Source organism: Fluviicola taffensis DSM 16823 (assembly GCF_943372375.1).
Lineage (GTDB): Bacteria > Bacteroidota > Bacteroidia > Flavobacteriales_D > Crocinitomicaceae > Fluviicola > Fluviicola taffensis_A.
Window position 1 is genome coordinate 63764 of record NZ_CALRYJ010000002.1, and the last position, 21090, is coordinate 84853.

General features: G+C 39.5%; 23 protein-coding genes and 1 riboswitch. Of the genes, 20 read left to right on the plus strand and 3 right to left on the minus strand.

Features of this window, described 5'->3' with window-relative positions; genetic code table 11:
- Window positions 1-23 precede the first annotated feature (23 nt).
- The 4 genes from AAG807_RS03605 to AAG807_RS03620 all read left to right on the plus strand — a co-directional run bounded on the left by AAG807_RS03605 (window position 24) and on the right by AAG807_RS03620 (window position 2871).
- Window positions 24-611, plus strand: a complete 588-nt coding sequence (locus tag AAG807_RS03605) for an NAD(P)H-dependent oxidoreductase (protein WP_341900883.1) — start codon at window positions 24-26, stop codon at window positions 609-611.
- Window positions 612-699: 88 nt separating this feature from the next.
- Complete coding sequence (locus AAG807_RS03610) at window positions 700-1683, plus strand: winged helix-turn-helix domain-containing protein (protein ID WP_341900885.1); 984 nt, start codon at window positions 700-702, stop codon at window positions 1681-1683.
- Window positions 1684-1844: 161 nt separating this feature from the next.
- A complete protein-coding gene (locus AAG807_RS03615) occupies window positions 1845-2261 on the plus strand; it encodes a DUF1761 domain-containing protein (protein WP_341900887.1) in 417 nt (138 codons plus the stop codon).
- 37 nt (window positions 2262-2298) lie between these two features.
- On the plus strand, window positions 2299-2871 hold the full coding sequence (locus tag AAG807_RS03620) for a YdeI/OmpD-associated family protein (protein WP_341900889.1): 573 nt from the start codon (window positions 2299-2301) through the stop codon (window positions 2869-2871).
- Window positions 2872-2991: 120 nt separating this feature from the next.
- Here AAG807_RS03620 and AAG807_RS03625 read toward each other — a convergent pair whose 3' ends face one another.
- Complete coding sequence (locus AAG807_RS03625; protein WP_341900890.1) at window positions 2992-3402, minus strand: hypothetical protein; 411 nt, start codon at window positions 3400-3402, stop codon at window positions 2992-2994.
- Between the two features lie 299 nt (window positions 3403-3701).
- Here AAG807_RS03625 and AAG807_RS03630 point away from each other — a divergent pair, with 299 nt between their 5' ends.
- The 12 genes from AAG807_RS03630 to AAG807_RS03685 all read left to right on the plus strand — a co-directional run bounded on the left by AAG807_RS03630 (window position 3702) and on the right by AAG807_RS03685 (window position 14913).
- Window positions 3702-4220 (plus strand): hypothetical protein, encoded by a 519-nt coding sequence (locus AAG807_RS03630; RefSeq protein ID WP_341900891.1) that lies wholly within the window; start codon window positions 3702-3704, stop codon window positions 4218-4220.
- Window positions 4221-4232: 12 nt separating this feature from the next.
- Window positions 4233-4883 carry a hypothetical protein gene (locus AAG807_RS03635; protein ID WP_341900893.1) on the plus strand — a complete coding sequence of 217 codons (651 nt, stop codon included), beginning with the start codon at window positions 4233-4235 and terminating at the stop codon, window positions 4881-4883.
- Complete coding sequence (locus AAG807_RS03640) at window positions 4862-5650, plus strand: sensor histidine kinase (protein WP_341900894.1); 789 nt, start codon at window positions 4862-4864, stop codon at window positions 5648-5650. The genes AAG807_RS03635 and AAG807_RS03640 overlap by 22 nt, the downstream gene beginning before the upstream one ends.
- A 15-nt stretch (window positions 5651-5665) precedes the next feature.
- On the plus strand, window positions 5666-6337 hold the full coding sequence (locus AAG807_RS03645; protein ID WP_341900896.1) for a response regulator transcription factor: 672 nt from the start codon (window positions 5666-5668) through the stop codon (window positions 6335-6337).
- Window positions 6338-6378: 41 nt separating this feature from the next.
- Window positions 6379-6714 (plus strand): hypothetical protein, encoded by a 336-nt coding sequence (locus tag AAG807_RS03650; protein WP_341900897.1) that lies wholly within the window; start codon window positions 6379-6381, stop codon window positions 6712-6714.
- Window positions 6715-6767: 53 nt separating this feature from the next.
- Entirely contained in the window at window positions 6768-7130 is a 363-nt protein-coding gene (locus tag AAG807_RS03655; RefSeq protein WP_341900898.1) for a hypothetical protein, read from the plus strand.
- Window positions 7131-7914: 784 nt separating this feature from the next.
- Window positions 7915-8880, plus strand: coding sequence for an SRPBCC domain-containing protein (locus tag AAG807_RS03660; protein WP_341900899.1), 966 nt, complete (start codon window positions 7915-7917; stop codon window positions 8878-8880).
- A gap of 134 nt (window positions 8881-9014) precedes the next feature.
- A complete protein-coding gene (locus AAG807_RS03665; protein WP_341900900.1) occupies window positions 9015-9521 on the plus strand; it encodes an SRPBCC domain-containing protein in 507 nt (168 codons plus the stop codon).
- Between the two features lies 1 nt (window position 9522).
- Window positions 9523-9900, plus strand: a complete 378-nt coding sequence (locus AAG807_RS03670; protein WP_341900901.1) for a DoxX family protein — start codon at window positions 9523-9525, stop codon at window positions 9898-9900.
- A gap of 121 nt (window positions 9901-10021) precedes the next feature.
- Window positions 10022-10438, plus strand: coding sequence for an SRPBCC family protein (locus AAG807_RS03675; RefSeq protein WP_341900902.1), 417 nt, complete (start codon window positions 10022-10024; stop codon window positions 10436-10438).
- Between the two features lie 129 nt (window positions 10439-10567).
- Window positions 10568-11701 carry a hypothetical protein gene (locus AAG807_RS03680; RefSeq protein ID WP_341900904.1) on the plus strand — a complete coding sequence of 378 codons (1134 nt, stop codon included), beginning with the start codon at window positions 10568-10570 and terminating at the stop codon, window positions 11699-11701.
- 284 nt (window positions 11702-11985) lie between these two features.
- Window positions 11986-14913 carry an Ig-like domain-containing protein gene (locus AAG807_RS03685; RefSeq protein WP_341900905.1) on the plus strand — a complete coding sequence of 976 codons (2928 nt, stop codon included), beginning with the start codon at window positions 11986-11988 and terminating at the stop codon, window positions 14911-14913.
- A 67-nt stretch (window positions 14914-14980) separates the two neighbouring features.
- On the opposite strand, the gene AAG807_RS03690 is transcribed toward AAG807_RS03685, so the two are convergent.
- Both AAG807_RS03690 and AAG807_RS03695 read right to left on the minus strand, forming a co-directional pair.
- Window positions 14981-17371 (minus strand): T9SS type A sorting domain-containing protein, encoded by a 2391-nt coding sequence (locus tag AAG807_RS03690; protein ID WP_341900908.1) that lies wholly within the window; start codon window positions 17369-17371, stop codon window positions 14981-14983.
- A gap of 102 nt (window positions 17372-17473) precedes the next feature.
- Window positions 17474-17812 (minus strand): hypothetical protein, encoded by a 339-nt coding sequence (locus AAG807_RS03695; RefSeq protein WP_341900909.1) that lies wholly within the window; start codon window positions 17810-17812, stop codon window positions 17474-17476.
- Window positions 17813-18117: 305 nt separating this feature from the next.
- On the opposite strand from AAG807_RS03695, the gene AAG807_RS03700 reads away from it, so the two are divergent.
- The 4 genes from AAG807_RS03700 (at window position 18118) to AAG807_RS03715 (ending at window position 21065) form a co-directional block, all read left to right on the plus strand.
- On the plus strand, window positions 18118-19371 hold the full coding sequence (locus AAG807_RS03700; protein WP_341900911.1) for a hypothetical protein: 1254 nt from the start codon (window positions 18118-18120) through the stop codon (window positions 19369-19371).
- A 137-nt stretch (window positions 19372-19508) separates the two neighbouring features.
- Window positions 19509-19649: riboswitch (cobalamin riboswitch) on the plus strand.
- A 140-nt stretch (window positions 19650-19789) separates the two neighbouring features.
- Entirely contained in the window at window positions 19790-20029 is a 240-nt protein-coding gene (locus AAG807_RS03705; RefSeq protein WP_341900912.1) for a cysteine-rich CWC family protein, read from the plus strand.
- 81 nt (window positions 20030-20110) lie between these two features.
- A complete protein-coding gene (locus tag AAG807_RS03710) occupies window positions 20111-20500 on the plus strand; it encodes an acyl-CoA thioesterase (RefSeq protein ID WP_341900914.1) in 390 nt (129 codons plus the stop codon).
- Window positions 20501-20525: 25 nt separating this feature from the next.
- On the plus strand, window positions 20526-21065 hold the full coding sequence (locus AAG807_RS03715; protein ID WP_341900916.1) for a VIT family protein: 540 nt from the start codon (window positions 20526-20528) through the stop codon (window positions 21063-21065).
- The last annotated feature ends 25 nt before the right edge of the window (window positions 21066-21090 follow it).

Consider the following 21090-nt stretch of genomic DNA (forward strand, 5'->3'; position numbering starts at 1 on the left):
CTGTAAATTTTAAACCGTACAAAATGAAAGTAGTGATTGTTTTCAATCATCCATACGATGGGAGTTATTGCAATGCCATCTTGGATTCAGTTATGAAAGGACTCCAAAAAGCAACTCATGAAGTGGATCTGATTCACCTTGACAAAGAGGGCTTCAATCCGGTAATGACTTCTCAAGATTTAAAAGCTTTTGTAGACCGAAAACCAATCGATCCGAAAGTGATCGAATACAAAGAGCGGTTAGAACAAGCCGATCATCTGGTTTTCATTTTTCCGATTTGGTGGGAACTCATGCCAGCAATGACAAAAGGTTTTATTGATAAGGTCATTTTTCCCGGTGTAGCCTATGATTATAAAGCGAACGGTTATGGAATGATTCCGATCTTCAAGAATATAAAGAGTGTGACGGTTATCACAACGATGAATACACCGCTTGTTTTGTATCGGTTGATCTTTGGAAATGCTATCCGAAAAGCAATCATTACGGGAACTTTTTGGAAAACGGGATACAAGAACCGTAAATGGATCAGTTTCAATAAGGTCAAAATGGTATCGGATGCAAAACGGAAAAAATGGCTGGAGAAAATAGAAAGGCGTTTTGAAGGAATCTGATCCGTTTTTTTGCGAATTGAAGTGTAAATTAATGTAAATTAGAGAAGGAAACCCTCCGATTAAAAACACATTGGAGTAGATTTGTAGTATGGCATCAGGAACTTTGAGACTAGTTTTGGCATTACTCGTGCACGCTGTTTTGGGAGTGTCCATAACGCATGCCCAGTCGGATAGGGAAGAACAACACATTTTGGTTTCCATGCGTATGATCGGACATCAGATCCTGCTTTATTCGGGAGATAGCAGTTCGCGTATTTTACCTATTGAAAAGGTAAATGATCGTTACCGTATCCAGTTTGAATCCGCCTTTGAATTCGATCCGCAGGAACTATCTTCCATGATTGACCGGTTGGTAAAGGAGACTAAAATTGCAAACAGCTATATCGTTGAAGTGGAAAGGTGTAACACGGAACAAGTTGTTTACAGTTATGAAATAGGAGATTCGATGACTCCTGATCTGATGCCATGTGCTTCGCGATCTCAACCGAAAGCCTGTTATGTGCTTTTTATCACGCTTTTAAGCAAATACAATCCTTTGACGGCGATCTATCATCCGGTCGCTGAAAAATCCGATCTATCAAAGAATAAGGAAGCACTTCCTTTGACGACAACAACGGAATCTGCAAGGGTGGAAAGTAAGGAAGCTGATTCTTCTCCAAAGAAGCCGATGAGTTATTCCATGATTGCATTGCCAATCGGTTCCATTTTTGCGTTTGTAGGCTTGTTCGTTTATTTCAGGAAGAGAAATCCCCATCGTCCAAATGGCAATGACCCGGATACCTTCACTATAGGGAATTCCCGATTCGACCGGAAAAACATGACGCTTTCATTTGGGAAAGAAACAATCGAGTTGTCCAGTAAGGAATCGGATTTGCTTTTCTTGCTTCATTCCAACGAAAATAAGACACTTGAGCGTGAGTATATCCTGAAAATAGTTTGGGGAGACGAAGGTGATTACATCGGAAGGACTTTGGATGTGTTTATCTCCAAATTAAGAAAAAAACTGGAAGCGGATTCCCGTGTGAAGATTATCAATATCCGGGGAATAGGGTATAAGCTTATTGTTAATTAGATGTCAGGATATTAGGATTTCAGGACTGGATTTCCCATAAGTGGAAAGTAATTTAGTCCTAATATCTTAAAGTCTTAATATCCTAAAATCCTCTTTTACCCCTGACATAGGGTTGTCACTACCTACCTTTATTTTTGCTGAAACATTTAAAATTCAAATTTATGATTCAGTTTATTTCAGCCATCAATTGGCTAGGTGTACTTGTTGCATTGATAGCTTATTCCATTCTAGGGATGCTTTGGTTCTTGCTATTTTTTAAAAAACAGTATGCGAAATCCTTGGGGAAGGAAAATGAGAAACTCCAAAATTCGGCACCGATTTTCTTTATTGGTCCTATGATTTGTTCCTTGTTTATTATCATTGCAAGCGCTTTACTCATGCAGGCATTAGGAATTGATTCTTATGCCAAAGGAATCGAATTTGCACTGATTGTTGGTGTCGGGTATTTGTTTTCCAACACCGTGAACATTGCAATCAACCCCAACATGCCGAAACCGATTCCGTACGGAATGATTAGCGGATTTTTTCACTTGGTCGGTATTCTGATTGTTTGTACTATTTTGGTAGCAATGAGTTAGAGAACGCAAAGTTTTGTTAACCTCAAAGAATTGTTAAATGAACGAAATAGAAATTTTTTATCCGGAAGATATCCAAAAGTGGAGAAAATGGCTGGAAGAAAATCACGATTCGAAGCAAGCGGTTTGGGTGGTGTTTTACAGAAAATCATCCGAAAATCCTTCAATTAGTTGGAGTGATGCTGTTGATGAAGCCTTGTGTTTTGGTTGGATAGATAGTAAGAAAATTGGTATTGACAGCGAGAAATCGCACCAGTTTTTCAGTAAACGCAAAGCAAAGAGCACCTGGTCTAGGATTAACAAGGAAAAAATTGTTCGATTGATTGAAGCCGGATTGATGGCTAAGGCAGGGTATGAAAGCATTGAACTGGCGAAGCAAAATGGTTCATGGACCATTCTGGACGAAGTGGAAGAACTCATCATGCCATCTGATCTGGAAACCGAATTGGATCGCTATCCGGGAGCCAAAGAGTTTTTTTTGGGATTGAGCAAAAGCATCAAAAAAATGATGTTGTATTGGCTGGTTTCGGCAAAAAGACCGGAAACGCGTGAGAAACGGATTGCTGAAATTGCCGAATCGGCAGCTCAGAAGTTAAAACCGAAACAGTTTTAGTTCGGATCCTATTCGTTTACGATTATCTTAGAATCATCCTTGGATAGTAAGAGCTATTAGAAATGATAAAACCTTTTGACTCATGTCAAAAGGTTTTATTGAATTTAAGTTAATCGGTGATTAGTCCGTAGAATCATTATATAATCCCAGGTTGATCACACAATCGTTCCAGTCATTATCACTTCCAGCGTCGTTTGTGAAGAGGAATCCTTGATAAGAAATAGCTTCGCCATTAGTTTTGGCTCCCATTTCAGTGCTGTTAATGGTTCTTCCTGATAATGTCGGAGAATTCGTTGTGATGGTAATCTCATACGGCATGGAAGCACCTGTTTTATAAACGGATTCAGGAATCACGTTAGTTAAACATCCGGAATTATTGTCCGGGAAAACCACCGGTTTTGCCAATCCGGGTCCTGCAATGGATGCCGAATAAGAATAACCTGATGTTGTGAAATACGAAATAATTAAGATCGTATTTGGTTGATTTGGCCAATATGGCGTCAAATAAACCGTAAAAGTGAAAGTGTTCATGGTATTCTTTTTATTTCCCTACTCATAAGGCTTTTCGGTTTCGCCTTTGTGATTGACTGCACAAAACAGTTCGTTTTTTTGAGTGGGTTCTGCTCCACAGATTTCATTGCTATAGCTCTTACAAAGGTTAAACAAGGTGAAGAGTTGTGTAAGATGAAATTTCTGTGATTTGACAAAACAGGTATTTTTACCTGTTTTTGACCAATTAATATCTGTTTTTAGAGGTGTGCAGTACTGCGAATGATTCTTTCGTTTAGTTTTGTTCTGAAGCTATTATTTAATTTAATACATTAACACACATGAAAAAAAACGCTATTCTCAAAGTATTCCTGTTTTCAGGAACTCTTCTTCTCGTTTTAGCAGGTTGCAAAAACAATGAGAAAAAAGATAACGCAGCATTGGAAAATCCGCCAACGAATAAAGGGGTTATTTATAAAGATACAGTAAGACTGCTAACGGCGCAAAATCACATTAGAAATTATTTAAACGGCTGTGATAGTCTTTTTCATGACACAATTCCAATCCGTTCATACAGTATCAATAAATCAGATATTTTCGGAGTTTTGGGGGTAACTTCAGTTCCCAATTGTGCATTTGATCATTGCCGCGTTTACATTGGCTTGACGAAAGATAATAAATTCAAGTTATACATGACTCCTACGGTATTGAAACCGGATCCTAATAGTCCAAATAATTCTATTTACATGGATACAATTCTAAAAGATTCTAATGGTAAGCAATTTTTATATGATTTGAATGCACCATGTCCGAGTACCTGCGATAAGACCAGTCCTCTTTTTACTTTGTTAGTTCGTTAGTCTGATTAGAGAATGAGTGCTACCAAGATCATTATTATTTTATCGCATATTCCAGTATTTGCAGTAGCACTCTACGCCTTGTTCATTTATAAAAGCCTGAAACCAGAATTAAAATGGTTTTCGGGCTTTCTTTTTTCTTCGGGAGTTCTTCAATTGGTTTCCTTTATTCTCTGGTTCCTGAAAATAAATAACCTGTTTGTCTTACACTTACTCGTCCCGGTCGGTTTTTTCTTCATAGCACTCTATTACCGAAGTATCTTGAAAGATTTTCTGGATAAGTCAATTTTACTCATAACTGCCTGTTTTTTTGCTGTATTTTCATTACTCAACTCGCTGTTTTATCAATCCATTCGGGTATTTAATTCCAGTGCTCTGACGGTTGAATGTGTCCTGATCTTGATCTTATCCTTGTCGACCTATATTCTGTTTCTCAACAAGGAGTTGGGAAAGAAGAAACTACATTCGGCATCATCACTCAACTGGATTAATTCCGGTTTGTTTATCTATCATGCTTCGACCTTGCTCATTTTCTATTTCGGGGAATACATCACCAGTAATATCAACTTGGAATTGAGCAGATATACCTGGGTGGTGCATTCTTTTTTTTCTGTAATTATGTATTTCTGTTTTTGGAGAGGCTTATGGAACCGAATAATCAAGTAACATTCATCAATACCTTATTGCCTTTTGTCGGGATTCTATTTCTGATTGCAATTGGAGTGGTTTTCCTTACCCAGCAATTCCGCAAGAACCTTTACCGGAAGCAGTTGGAACAGGAGGAACTGAAGAAAAAACATCAGATTGAATTGTTGCGGTCAAGTATTCAGGCACAGGAAGAAGAGAGGAAACGAATTGCTCAGGATATGCATGACGAAATGGGTGCTGCACTGTCCATTACGCGGATGCATCTGCTTCAGGCTGAGAGGAAGCATGGTTCTGAATCTGAAAGTTTGCTTTCGGATTTACAGCTGATCCGTTCGCTGACTGAAAGTTCTTTGGAAAGTATGCGTCGGATCAGCCATGAATTAATGCCGGCACAATTGGAAAAATTTGGATTGATTAAAACACTTGAAACGGTTATCGAACAATTAGTAGGTGCAGGAACAATTGAAATTACACTTCATACACCTTCAGATTTATCATTTCTGGATCATTCCACTCAATTGACCCTGTACCGGGTTTTGATGGAACTCATCAATAATACCATAAAACACGCTGGAGCCGATCGGATTGAGATTACGATGAATCTGGAAAGTCAATCGCTTAAAATCTTGTTTTCGGATAATGGGAAAGGTTTGTCTGATAAACTGAACGAAAAAGGTTTGGGATTGAAGGGAATTGAAGGAAGGATCAGTGTAATTGGAGGAACAGTTGAGATAGGAAATAATAGTAATGGGTCATTTAATGCGCACATTTCAGTACCTTTTTGATATGCTTATAAAGAAATGGAACAAATTATAAAAATCGGACTGGTAGAAGATCAGTTACTTTTCCGGACAGGAATAAAAGCTATCCTGAGTTCTTGGAAGAATTTGGAAGTTGTGTTTGAGTCAGGTGATGGCTATTCGGTGATTGAAAAATTAGCGGTGGAATCAACAATCCCGGATGTGATGCTTGTTGATTTATCACTCCCACCGAACGGTTCGAAAGAATATTCGGGAGAAAACCTGACGATTGATTTGAACAAATTCTTTCCACAGATTAAAATCATCATTCTCTCCGTTCATCGGGATGAAAATTACATGGCTCGACTAATTGAAACAGGAGCACATGGTTACTTGGTGAAAGACAGCGACCCACAAGAGGTATATGAAGCAATTCATGCGGTATATTCAAAAGGATCTTATATCAATGAACTGACTTTAAAAGCCATTCAACGGAATTTGGGAAAGAAATCAAAACCGTTGCAACCGGTTACCGACCTGACCAAAAGAGAAGTGGAAATCCTGCAATTGACCTGTCAGCAATATACAGCAGAGGAAATAGCAAATAAATTGTTCATCAGTGTGAAAACAGTAAATGGACATCGAAATAACCTCTTGCAAAAAACAGGATCCCGAAACGTAACAGGCTTGGTAATATATGCCATTAAGAATCAACTGGTGGAATTGGTTTAATTAAATGGTCTGAAAATAAGCTGATTACTAAGTTTGAATAAATGACGAAATTGCAAATCCTTATTTTATTGATCTTGTTACCAATCTCCGCTTTTGCGCATGGAGTGGAGGTATTGGTGTCATTCTTTTACGACCTGCTGACTTTTGTTGCATTAACTGTTTTTATAGCTCTGATCAAATGGAAATCGGCGGGTAAGACGCTTTTGGGAATTATTCTGATTGTTTCCACTTTAATTGCTATTATATCGACAAGTGGAATTCCTTATGATGCAAACAGAAGGGGAATAGAACTGATCATGTGTGGAGTTCCGTTGGTGAGTGTGCTATCCGTTTATTTTATATTCAGAAGGAAATTCAGGTTGAAAAAGGCGGATTAATCATAAAATAAAATTCAAATATCTTTTGTAAATTGGTTTAAATTAAAGGATCGATGGAACAATGTCCGATTTGCTATCATGAACTGGAAGTGCGGGATTGCGCACCTTGCGATGATTGTGGATGGGATGCAAAAGAGATTAATCATTTGAATCAGGGAATCCATACTTACACTACTTATGAGGTATATAATGGACTTCAGCTAACACTCTGTAATTTTTGTGATGTGGACTTTGGATCTTACAGACCCGAGTTTTTTGGGTTTTCAAATGGAAAACGAATCGGTTTTCAAAATTTTGCTTTTGTAAAGGAATTAGTGGATCCACAGGTAACAAAAGATAAATTCTGTCCGAAATGCTCCATGCGCTTGAAGTTCTTAACCTTTTTGAGTGCTGTTAGAGCAATGAATGAAAAATAATCCGGAAAATTGGGGAGTGAGTACATCAAGAAACAAAAGCTGGATCCGTATCAGATTTCGAATGTGTGGTTGAGGAGAAGGGATAATAAATTCCTAGTTGCGAATGCCGAATTAGTTTTTTAATCTTTTTCGGAAAAGGAGGTACAAAATCAAAATAATCACCATTGCTACAGAAGCAATTTTTATAATTAGAAGTTGGGTTCGTATACTTTTATCCTGATAAATAAATGGGGAATACGATCTTGGCGAAAAACTGCGATATACCCGGATTGAGCTTTCAATCCCATTTGCTAATCCCCCTTTTTCAGATAGAATAACTGTGTTCGGATTTAGAAATGAATGTTCTTCGGCAATGGATCTAACTGAAAGAATTTGGAGAAATACAAGGATGTAGAGGGATTTCATTAAAGTTGATGTGTTTACTATTTCTGCTTCAATTCTTTTTTTTTCGTTTGATAATAAAATAAAACGAAAGTAACAAAGCAAAACCACTAGTTGGCAAAATATACCATAAAATGGAAGTTTCTGTTTCGGGAGCTACTGCTTGTGAGAGGAGTATGAGAGAAGTGAGTTTCATCTGAATCGCTTTAAATCGAACGCAAATACTGCATTGAGATTGTTTCGTTCAATTAATTTACAAAAAAAAATGGAAATAATTTGCGAAACCAATTAGTTGCGTATATATTTGCGAAACCGATTGGTTTCGTATTTGAACTTCAAAAGATTTGGAAAGCCGCTTTAACCAACCGGAAAATGTATTAATAACCCTTAAAAAAAGTAATATATGAATTCAAATCTGCTGTTTGATTTTTCCGTAAACAAGGAAGAAAATTCGATTCACGTCACACGCGATTTTGCAGCAAACCTGTCATTGGTTTGGGACGCGTGGACAAAGCCCGAAATATTGGACCTTTGGTGGGCACCGAAACCTTACAAAACAGAAACGAAATCCATGGATTTCACGGAAGGAGGAGCTTGGCTTTTCGGAATGGTTTCCCCGGAGAATGAAGTGCATTGGTGCAGAGTGGACTACCGAAAAATTGAACCTCAGAAGTTCTATTCCGGATTGGATGGTTTTTGTGATGAAGATGGAGTACTCAACATGGAATTTCCACGCTCTTTATGGAACAATGAGTTCACTGCGAAAGGTGAAAATACTTCCGTGAACATCACCATCAAGTACGAATCGTTGGAAGATCTTGAAAAGATTATCGGATTTGGATTTAAAGAAGGATTCACGATGGCAATGGAGAATTTGGATCAGTACATTGAAGCGAAATTCAACTTGCGAAATGAATTGAAAAAGGATCGGTCACCGCGCGTTTGTACCTACTTGAATTTCCCCGGAAATACAGAAGAAGCCTTTAAATTCTACCAATCGGTTTTCAAAACTGAGTTCTCAGGAAAAGGGATTCAGCGGTTCGGAGATATCCCGGCGGATGGGAATCATCCACCAGTTGCAGAAGGTATTAAAAAGATGATCCTGCACATCGAACTGCCGATCACAGGGAATCACGTTCTGATGGGAACAGATGCCCCGAAAGAGATGGGATTCAACCTGACATCGGGAAACAACATGCACATTGCTCTTGAACCGGAAACAAGAGAAGAAGCAAAACGCATTTTTGATGAACTTTCCAAAGGAGGAACAGTAACGATGCCGCTGGAGGATATGTTTTTCGGAGCTTATTTCGGCGAATTCAAAGATAAGTACGGAATCAACTGGATGATTAATTACACTAACGATTAAATAGTCAATAGCGATTAAATAAGTGAAAAGCTGGTTGAATATTCGGGCTATTTAAATGAAAGTATTAAATTGTAACTGAATTAAACTTTTGAAACTTTTCAACTTTTTGAAACTGTTTAATAAAAACAAAAAGGATGAAACACAATTTAGCAGTTGATTTTTCCGTGGATAAGGAAAACAAAACAATCGAAGTGAAGAGAGAGTTTGCAGCTGAGCGATCGTTAGTTTGGGATGCGTATACGAAACCGGAAATTCTGGATCAATGGTGGGCACCCAAACCGTGGAAAGCAAAAACAAAATCGATGGATTTTAAAGAAGGAGGAATGTGGCTTTATGCCATGGTTAGTCCGGAAGGCGAAGAACATTGGGCAATTGTAGATTACACCAAAATCCAAGTTCCCGAATTATTTGCAGGTTTGGATGCATTTACGGATAAAGATGGAAACATCAAAAAAGAAATGCCCCGGTCCAAATGGGAAGTTTCCTTTGAAGATAAATATGAGCACACGGAAGTGAAAATCCATATCAGTTATGATGATTTGGCTCAATTGGAAGCAACCATTGCAATGGGCTTCAAGGAAGGATTGTCTATGGCTATGGAAAACCTGGATGAATTGTTACCAACTTTTAAAAACAAGTAGTATGAAGAATAAAATTTTGTTTGTGTTCAGTCTGTTGTTCGGATTGATGTTTATCAACTCAGGTCTGAACAAGATCTTCCAGTACATGCCGATGCCGAAAGACATGCCGGAGAATATGATGAAGGTGGTGGAAGCTTTCGGAGCAATCATCTGGTTAATGCCTTTGATCGCGGTGGTTGAAATAATCGGTGGTGTTTTGGTAATCATTCCTAAATACAGGGCGCTCGGTGCAATCCTAATTTTCCCGATCATGATCGGAATCTTGCTCACACACATTTTCAATGCACCATCCGGGTTGCCGATTGCACTCATTTTGCTTGCCGTTTTGGCGTGGATCATGATTGAGAATAGGGCAAAATATGCCTCTTTATTTAAATAACTAAGAAGGTTCAAACCAGCTCAAAAAGTTCAAAATTTCAAAAGTTCAAATCACACGATTGTTGCTTGAACACTTTGAACCTTTTCAACTATTGAACTTTTCTTTATCAAAAAGAAAACACATGGAAAAGACAAAAATTACCGTAAAAAGCAGCGTGAATGCACCGCTGGCAAAAGTGTGGGATTATTGGAATGCCCCGGAGCATATCACGAAATGGAACAGTGCTTCACCGGATTGGCATACGCCGAAATCGGAAAACGATTTGCGGGTTGGAGGAAGATTTACAGCTCGAATGGAAGCAAAGGATGGAAGTTTTGGATTTGATTTCGGGGGAACATACGATGAGGTTGTTCCACATGAGAAAATCAGCTATACGATGGATGACGGAAGAAAAACGGATATCACGTTCGTTAGTGAAGGAAATGAAACAAAAGTGATTGAAACCTTTGAAGCGGAAGATACCAATCCGATTGAAATGCAGCAAGGAGGTTGGCAGGCGATTCTGGACAATTTCAAAAAATATACGGAGACGAATTGATTACGAATTATCAGTTAGCACGAGCTAGAACCTCGCGCTAACTGATTTTATAATTTTGAATTCATATCCCGATGGCTATCGGGATTGAATTGATCTGTTACTTTTTTCAACTCCTTGTGTTATAGGAGCATGAAAACTATTCTTCCACTTTTGTTGATCTTTCTATGGATTGGAAAGATGACCACCGCCCAAGTCTCCATGAGAGAGAATATCCGCTTCAACGATACCGTAAAAGTTGAAAAGTACAAAACGATTGAAAACGGATTTAGCGTCACGAAAATCCGCATGACTCCCGGTGAACACACCATCCTGAATCCAAAGGATGTGGCCTTACTGAAGAACCAGACGATCATCCAGGTAGATTTGGTTTATTCGGATTATCCCGTTGGATCGGATTTTTCAGAATTGAACCGCAAGCGCATTTTGGAATTGTACATTTTACTTCCCGAAGCTTTTAATAGCAGCATTATTGATTGGAATATCGTCAAGCAAACAGGAGTCGAATCAACGAATGAAATGCAGAACTACTTTCATGGATTTGTTGTCTATTATCGTAAGATGCCCACTTTCCAGGAAGAACACAAGGCTATTTTGGATGTCGTAGACCGGAAAGTATCTCCTCAGGATTCAAGCATTTTAAAAGTGTTTGAACGGCAACCAACCTGGAAAAACATGTTGGTGGTAACAGATGTTACCGGAAGTATGGCTCCATATACAGCACAGATTTTACTTTGGATCAAGGCAAATCAAAAACTGAAAACCTTCAAACAGATCGTGTTCTTTAATGACGATGAGGAGAACAGCAATACCCAGACGAATTCATACGATTCTACCGGAATATGGACCATTGAATCCTCCAATGCAGATAAAGTGATCGACCTTGCCTTCAAAGCGATGGAGAAAGGAAACCACATCGAAAACGATTTGGAAGCCGTTTGCTATGCAATCCGAAAATACCCTGAGAATAAGAACAATGTGGTTTTGATTGCCGACAACTGGGAAAATCCCTGTGACATGAAATTGATCGAGTTTTTGAAACAGCAAAAAGTGCCATTAAAAATTGTGGTTTGTGGTGTCAAGGACCGGATGAACACCTTGTACCTGGATTTGGCTTATGCTACTGGAGGAAGTGTACACACGATGGAAGAGGATTTGACCAATATCGCACAAATGGGAAATGGAAAGACTTTCAAATTGAATGGAATGACATTTATGATGAGTGCCGGGAAATTCATCCAGATAGAAAAGAAAAATCAGAATTGACACTTCGACTGCGCTGCGCCTATGCTGTCCTTGCTTTGCCGAAGCGGATAAGCGAAGGCAAGAGCTCTAGCGCAAGCATTCAGAGTTTTTGATTGAAAAAAATAATTCGCTTTGGTGGCTGAACTTAGTCGAAGCCCCAAAGTTGAATTTAACAATCCATTCATTATTCCTAAATCATATCTTAAAATTGAAATCCGGATCATTAATCCAATCATAATTCAACGCTCACATTTACCCCATTTCGTGAAAGTACTTTTGAGGTACTAAAACGAAATAGTATAGGTATGAAAAAACGACTACTGGTCCTTTTTGGAATGCTTGCTTTAAGCACGGGAGCTTTCGCACAAACCAAAGGACTGATTATCTCTGAACTACTAACCAACCCAAATGGCAGCGATTCTCCTTATGAATATGTGGAATTAGTTGCAACAACAGCCATAAATTTTTCATCAACTCCCTATACCGTTGTATTTACCGATAACGGAACAGCAACTTCGAATGGATGGAAAGCAGGAAGTAGCTTAAGTTATGCGTTCCAGATCAATACGGGTTCTGTTGTTGCAGGACAAGTCGTTTATGTTGGAGGTTCATCCATGTTGCCTTTGAGTAATGGTGGAGTAGCTTTGCGCACACGAAATACAAGCAGCAACAGTGGAGATAATTTCGGTTCAAGTAATTCTTCCGGTGTTCTTGGAAATGGAGGAAGTAATTGTGACGGAGTAGCAGTGTTTAACTGTTCCGCATCATCAATCACTTCTTCAACTGTTCCGGTGGATGCCATTTTCTTTGGAAATGCAGTAGGAAGTGCTTACAAATCGAGTTCTTCCGGTTACCAGATGCCTTTGAATGATAAATATTCAGGAGGAAAACTAAGTACAAGTAGTTACCTTGCTCCGGATCCGGGGGCCGATGAATTGGTAAAAGCGACTGCCGGTGTTTTCAATCCGACAACAAACACGTTTACTACAGCACGTACATTTAGTGTTACAACAACAGCAAGTTACAATACCACATCCATTTCACTAGCTGGTGGAAGCCCTGCAAATGTCGCTCCGTCTATCACATTGGCAACTCCGACCGTTTCAGGAACAGCTCCCGCAACAGTAGGTTTATCTGCAACGGCTTCCGATTCAGATGGAACTATCACTAAAGTGGAATTCTTCAATGGTTCAACACTTTTGGCATCTATTACAACCGCTCCTTATACCTATTCATGGACGGGAGTTGGAGCAGGAACCTATTCCGTAACTGCAAAAGCAACGGATAATTCGAATGCAGTAACTACTTCATCTGTAAAAGTGGTAACGGTGACTGGTGTTACAAATGCAGCACCAGCTATCACATTGGCAACACCAACGGTTTCCGGAACAGCTCCTGCAACAGTAGGTTTATCTGCAACAGCTTCCGATTCGGATGGAACAATTACCAAAGTGGAATTCTTCAATGGTTCAACGCTTTTGGCATCTATTACAACTGCCCCTTATAGCTATTCATGGACAGGAGTTGGGGCAGGAACTTATTCCGTAACTGCAAAAGCAACGGATAATTTGAACACAGTAACTACTTCTTCCGTGAAAACGGTCACAGTAAATGGAGCAACCAATGTAGCGCCCACATTGAGCTGGAATTCCACCGCTTCCAAATATGTAGATTTAGCTTCCGGAAAAGTAGGCTGTGTAAAAGGAAATACAACCGACCCGGTGAGTGTAACCGGATTGGATTTCAATGTCGGAGATGAGAATTTGTCGACTGTGACATTCACAATGACCAGTAATAAAACCAGCGTGATTGCAAACAATGCATTTTCAGTAGTTGGAACAGGTACAGCACGTAAATTGATCGTGAATCCAACAGGGGTAGGTTATGCAACAATTACCTTTAAAGTGACTGATGCGCAAGGATTGAATAAAAGCATCACGATGAATATTGCCGTTTCTGCATCATTGGCAACCGGATTAATCAAAGATGTCTATCACGCAGGTGTTGCGGACGGTTCTACAGGAATTCCGGTGGATGCGGACTATATGTTTATTGCGGATGATGAAACAAACGTGATCAAATTATACAACCGCAACAATTCAGGTTTGTCCGTTTACCAGTTTGATGTCAATCCTTACTTGAATCTGAGTGGAACAGAAGTGGATATGGAAGCTTCTTTCAGAAGTCCGACCAACCCGAATCGCATTTACTGGATCGGTTCATTGAGCAACTCCAAATCGGGTGATGCTCGCCCGGACAGAAACCGCATCTTTGCTACGGATATCGTTGGAACGGGGGCAAATGCAACATTGACGTTTGTTGGTTACTACAGCAACCTGAGAAGTAAGCTCATCACCTGGGGAGATAACAATGGATATAACTTCACTGCAAAGGCGGCAACAGGAATCGAACCGAAGCGCATCGATGGATTCAATATTGAAGGATTGGAAATGGGACCTGATGGAACAACCCTGTACATTGGTTTCCGTGCTCCTTATGTCGGTTCCGGAACGAACAAAGCATTGATCTGTCCGCTTTTGAACTTCGAATCGTGGTTCAACAATGGTGCTCCTTCCGGAAATCCGAGTTTTGGAGCTCCAATCGAGTTGAATTTGAACAATCACGGAATTCGCAGTTTGGGTAAAAATGCAGCAAATCAGTATTTGATTGTTGCAGGAAGCTATGCTGCCGATGGAACATTCGGATTGTATTCCTGGAATGGGTTGGCTTCTTCGGCACCGGTTGCTTTGGCAGTTGATTTAACAGATTTAAAACCGGAAGGAATAGGAAGTGTTCCAGCATCCGTTTCGGGAACTTTTCAGGTGGATTTGATTTCAGATTTGGGATCGAATGTGATTTACAATGATGGAGTGGCAAATAAGGATGTTACCACTCCGCAACAACGTAAATTTGTGACTTCTACATTGAATGTAACGGTTCCTTCTGCAATCATGGTGCAGACATTGGGTGTAAATGATAAGTCAGAAAACGCTTTAGTTGGATTGACGGTTTATCCCAATCCGGCATCGGATGAGTTGATTATTGAATTCAATGAATCATTAAATACGAATGCCACATTCCAAGTATACAATCTTGCCGGAACATTGGTAAAAGAATTCAAGCAAATGGAAATTTCAACCAAGGCGATTTTAAGTGTAAGTGATCTGATGTCCGGGTCCTATTTGATCAAATCATCTGCATTTACCGGAAGTTTGCGAATGATTAAACAGTAATTCCATCCAAATACCAATAGGTTCATAGTTGAAAGCCACTCGTCTGCCGCGAGTGGCTTTCTTATTTTTAATTGACTTTGAAACGACTCGTTTGGGGATTCTTGTTTCCTGAACCGGTTTGGGTTATCAGATAAATTCCACTAGTTAAGTTTGGTAATTCAATTTCACATTTTTCATTGAGGATGACTACAGAAACTGGTTGAATGATTTTGCCGTCGATACTCTGAATCACAAAATTGGTAGAGTTGGAAGTAATCATTAGATGTTCGCCATTAGTGACAGGGTTTGGATAAATCAGAAGCGTGTTTTTACCGAATTCCGAAATACCCAACTGATCGATAATAATACAATCACTTGTGTCGATACAACCATTATACTCCGCAATAACAGCATAATTTCCGTTTTCTGATGGTGTAAATGTAAACCCCAAATTCCCGGTTCCGATTGCAGTCGTTCCATCCAAGCAGTTAATCCACATCAAACTGGTGGCAGTTGGAGCATTTACAGTGATGGAAGTAATGTTATCAGTGATTGAATTGATGATTGGATTTGAAATGGTTACAACTGTCACAACAGTGCTGTCATCACCATTGACATCTTGTAATACATCAAAATAAGTTCCTGATTGAGTATAGGTATTTGAACCCACAGTGATGGAGTCTCCGGAACACAAAGTAATGTGCTGTTGTGTCACGTCACTGGTAAAACCGATCGTAATGGGTCCGTTTGCAGGTAAATTGCCGGAGCTGTAAAGTGTTCCTTCGTTTGTTCCGTTGCACAACCCGCTTGTGCCCGATGGAACAAAAACCCATTGAGTTCCGTTCCAAACTGTTAATGAGATATCAGCACAATTACTTAAGCCACTTTGTAACGCATTGTTCCAGCCTATAGTTACGCTAACTAAGTCACTTGAATTAGAGTTTGTAAAATCCCAATATTCGAGTGTACTGACGCTTTGCATAGGAGCCTCAACCGGAGTTAAGTTGGGATAGGAGCTATTCAAATAACCTACTTTGATTTGTGTGCTAACAGAAGTTGGAGCTGTAATGCTTAACGGACGATACCTGTCAGGAATAGTTCCCAGCGGGAAAACAAAGACATCATTTCCTGTTTTTTCCACGTAGCCAGTAATAAAAGTGGAATCAGATTGTCCGGATAAATTGAGATTATCGGCAAGTTTAATTAGCGCAGCTGGTGCTGAAACAACGATCCCATCATTCAATTCCAGAAGGGTAGAAATGTTCAGTGAAGTGTTTAACGAAATTCCGTAACCACCGTCAGCAGGACCATTTGCCTTGTTTTCAACCCGTAATCCACTCAATGATAAGTTGTTTGAATTGACAGTGAACACTTGGTTTTTGGAGCCGTTTAATACCAATGTATTGGCGTTGTGACTGAATGAACCTGCAATGGAAATATCACCGCTGATACTCATTACTAAGGGAGAACTATGAGTCAAACTTTTTCCTGTCGGCACGTTCATGAAATTGAGCTGATAAGTTCCGGTTCCGTTAAAGATCGTGTTTCCGGTCTGGAATAGGGACGTATCCGTTGCATAAATGGTTCCGTCATTCTGCCACAGGGTGGAATTCAAATCTTTCCAGGTTGAGTGGTTGTTCAGAACAATTGAATCTCCAGCCAATAATTGGACACTGGTACCCGAGTTCTCCAATACCGCAGAGCTTCCGGTTAATTCCAGTTGCATTCCCATCGTACTGGTAGGATCGTTTCCGATTGTCCCTGTTACAAAAACAGAACCTCCGGTTGAACGGAAATAGCCTTTTCCTGCTCCAGGAGCGGCACCCAACCAAAGAAGTGCCCCGTTGATATGAATTGTTCCACCGTTTTGCTCAAAAGTCGGATAATAAACTCCCGCTTCATTTTCAAAACCAAATTCCAGATTGGTGGTTATTGTTCCTCCATTTTGTATGAGTTTACTGGATCCTGATGGACTTCCGTCTACCAATGCGATTGTTTCGCCAACGGTCACTGTTCCATTGTTGATTGTTCCTGTAGCACCCAATTCAAAAAGTAACCGCTGCGCACTGGATAGACTTCCACCATTCATTTCAAGGTGTGCATTGTCAACAAAAATTAAACGCGCATTATTTCCCGCGCCAATTAAAGAGAAAGCTCCGTTATTGGTAATGGTCACAATTGTTCCGGTTCCAATTATCTCGACGCGGTCAGTGGTGTTTAGAACAGCTGAAATAGTTAATTGTGCTCCATTCTGCACCAGCATTTCAGCAGGTGTAAAATTGGAGTTTGCATTTACAATGGGTTGCGCCATGGCTCCGCTATAGTTTGCAGGGTCAATTTCGATATTATCCCCATTTGATGGAGTCGTTGACCAATTGGAAGGATTATTCCAATCTGAATTGATCGCGCCTGTCCAATTTTGGGAGGAAGCATCGGATATAAAGAAATATGTGATAAAAATCAGAATGATATTTTTCATGAGATATATAATTAAATCACTTCACTAATTGATGTGATGCAGCAATTAATGAAGACAATGGTTTGTATTGAAAATTTGGATGAAAACGGATTCAAATTGCAATCAGTAACGAGGAGGTTTGAATAACACATTCAATGCGAGATTCTTTGGATAATTATTTTTGAAAATGACTTTCAGATAATTATCCAGAACAGTTTTCTTTTCTTTGGTTAGAACCAATATATCAGGAATGATTCCAATCTGAAAGGAGAAGGGGGGAGACACTTTCTTAAAGGGTAATTGCATGTCTTTGTCCTGATCGTTATCATTCAGGTCATTTCCTACATAATGCATAAAAATGAAATCAAAAACACTGATGTTTTTATCGACAGTTCGATGTTCCGTGAAGTGACTCAAGAATTGCGGTAGCTTAAACAATTCTCCCATTGAACTGTTAAGCATAAAAATCGGTAAGAGTATGTATATAAGCACTTTCTTCACTTTGCAAAGATAGTGAAAAGTAAGATTAGTATAAATAGCACGAATGAATAGTTAAAAAATAAGGGACGAAAAGATGTTTTTTCAGGTTGTGCACAAAAAAAGGACTCCTGTTTTGCTCATACTGTTAGTTGATTCCAATTTATTTTTGGATTCATCAATTGATAGAAAGCGAAAAGTAACCTTGTTTTGAGCGTATAAGAAGCATCTGTATAATTCTTAAATCACTATATTTGTGACCGTTATATTCTATAAAAACACAATCATCTATGAACAAAATTTTGACATTATCTGTCATTTTATTGACTACTATCTCCCTGAGCCATGCTCAATTTAAAGGAGCTTTAAAAAACGTAAAAGACAAAGCAAGTGAAAAAGTGGATCAAGTTCCGGCAAGTTCTACCTCTTCCGGTTCGAAATCCGGTGGAAGTTTAAACGGAGAACCTGCTTATGATCCGGAGAGTCCGACTTATCGTGCATTCAGTATTGTGCGTGATGAGATCAGTTCCACGAAACATATCCTGAAGGATGATGAATGGAATAAAAATGTCGAAGGACGAAACGACGAAGCAACCCGCTATTTAGCAAAAGCCAAAGAAAATTTAGTGAAATTGCAAAACGATCCCATTGAATCTAAAAAACCGTATGTGAAAGATTTGGCGGCAAGTTGGGATGAAGTGGAAGCTACAAGAAAGGAAAAGTTTGATGCATATACCATGAATCAGGACTATAGTAAGAAATTGGATGAGTTTCACCGGTTTGCAATGAACGGTTGGGAAATCAGTGACAAAAGTTTGGAAGCTTCCTACACCGGATACCATAACTTCAAAAAGGAATTTGAAACCAAAAGACCGGAGTATGTAAAAGATGGATATGTTCAAAAGCGATTTATGGATATTGACAATTACTTCAATGTAGAAGTATATAAAGTGATTCCGGCATTGAATGCGCAAGTAGATGGTATTATTAGTCGTGCTCATGCTAAAAATTCAAGTGGAGACGAAGATTACTTGCTGAATGCGAAAGGATATTTGAAAGATTTTGAAGAGCCGATTGCTGAAATTGCCTATAACAAGCAATTCCTTTTGGAGAATAAAACAGAGATCAATGCTGTTCAAGCAAAATTGGAAAAAGAAAAAGCATTTTTGGATGAATATGTTAATAGCGGAAAATGTGATGCACATCGGGCAAAATTCCATCAGGCGATGGTTGATGCTGTTCGTTTAGCTCCAAAGAAAATGTCAAATGTGAAATACGAAGGAATGGCATTGGCAGGTGTTGAAAAAGGAAAAGCAACACGTGCTGTGATTACTTCTGATGTTTGGTTAGTGAAGAAAAACGAATGGGGATTGCCATTGTACAAATACTTGCCGGTAGATATCGCCGTTACGGTTGACGGGAAATGTTGGTTGGCTTACGGACAAATAAGAAAAACCTATGAAGGTGGAGGCCAATATGGAGGAGAATTCTTCAATTATTGGGGGTTGCAGGACGAAATGAACTGTGCCAATACAATGAAATAGTCTTTCCGGTACCATTTTGAATTGTTAAATCAGGTTTTACTTCGGTGGAACCTGATTTTTTTTGAATAGATTTTAAGTATACTATTCAACCCTAAATAATTCGCAATTATCCTTACATTTACAAAACGTTCTTTATTTGTTCAATATCCAAAAAAGGTTTTCGCTAAGGCGGAAATAAGAGGGAATCGTGTTAGAATCACGAGCTGTCGCGCAACTGTAATTCCAACCCATAAAAGTGTCGGAAAAGCCAGATACCTGCCTGTTTTTGATCTGTTCACTTCGGTGGGCAGAATTGACCATGCTTTCGCGGATTGAAGCTCATGTCAAGGTTGTATTATTCTCTTTTATTCAAAAGGATTGTGTGCACTTGTCATCACTTCTGCTAAAAGCACCAAGAGCATCATATTAAAATAGTACAATGAGTGATCATGAACAAGTAGTATGCCCGCGCTGTAATTCGCATTTTGAGTGTAAAGTTGGCTCGATTTCCCTGTGCCAATGTACCGCCATACCATTAACTGTGGATGAAAGCCAATACATCTGCGATCATTACGAAGAGTGTTTGTGCGGTGCTTGTATGCGAGAAATGAAGAAAGAATACAATACCAAATTATTGGAACAAAGGTTCAATCAAATCTCAACCCTTTTCAAGAAATAACAGTAACACTTCGACTACGCTCAGTGTCCTTATTACTAGAGGGTTACCGAGCGTAGTCGAAGTCCCCTTTAATTAAATTATATGAACGTAGAAGAACGTATCCAGCAAGCTGAAACACGCATTTTTAAGGCCGTATTTCCCAATACAACCAATCATTATGACACCTTGTTCGGAGGAACAGCCATGCAATTGATGGATGAGGTAGCTTTCATTGCAGCAACCCGTTTTAGCAGACAGCGGATGGTAACGGTGAGCAGTGATAAAATAGATTTCAAAAAACCCATTCCGGCAGGAACGATCATTGAGCTGATCGGTAAAGTGACTTACCTGGGAAGTACGAGTTTGAAAATACGCGTGGAAATTTTTATTGAACAGATGTACTCGGATGTGCGCGAAAAAGCCGTTACCGGAGAGTTTACCTTTGTGGCAATTGATGAAAATAAACAGCCCGTAAAAATATTGAGAGACTAACTTCTTTTACTGCTGTTTTCATTCCATGCATAACGAAAATTATTACATCCATCGGATAGGTTGGCTTCGGGCAGCTGTATTAGGTGCCAATGACGGAATCCTTTCTACAACTAGTTTGGTGATTGGTATTGCGGCGGCAAGCGACACAAGAATGCCAATTGTTTTATCAGCTTTGGCAGGCTTAGTTGCCGGTGCGCTATCAATGGCCGCAGGAGAATATGTTTCCGTCAGTTCTCAATCAGATATTGAATGCGCTGATTTGAAACGTGAGAAGAAAGCGCTCGAAGACAATCCGGAAGAAGAGTTGATAGAATTGGCAGAGATTTATGAGGGGAGAGGATTGAGCAAAGAACTGGCGCTTCAGGTGGCGAAAGAGTTTTCTGAAAAGAATACTTTGGATGCTCACGCCCGCTATGAGCTTGGAATTAATGAAAAGACGCAGCCAAAACCTTTTCAGGCAGCAAGATCATCAGGCCTTTCATTTGTTGCTGGTGGAATTCTTCCCTTAATCGTTGCTTTTTTTGCTCCGGTGAAGGAAATGGGATTGGTTATTTGTTTGATGTGAATGTCGGATGGTTTTAATCCGCGAC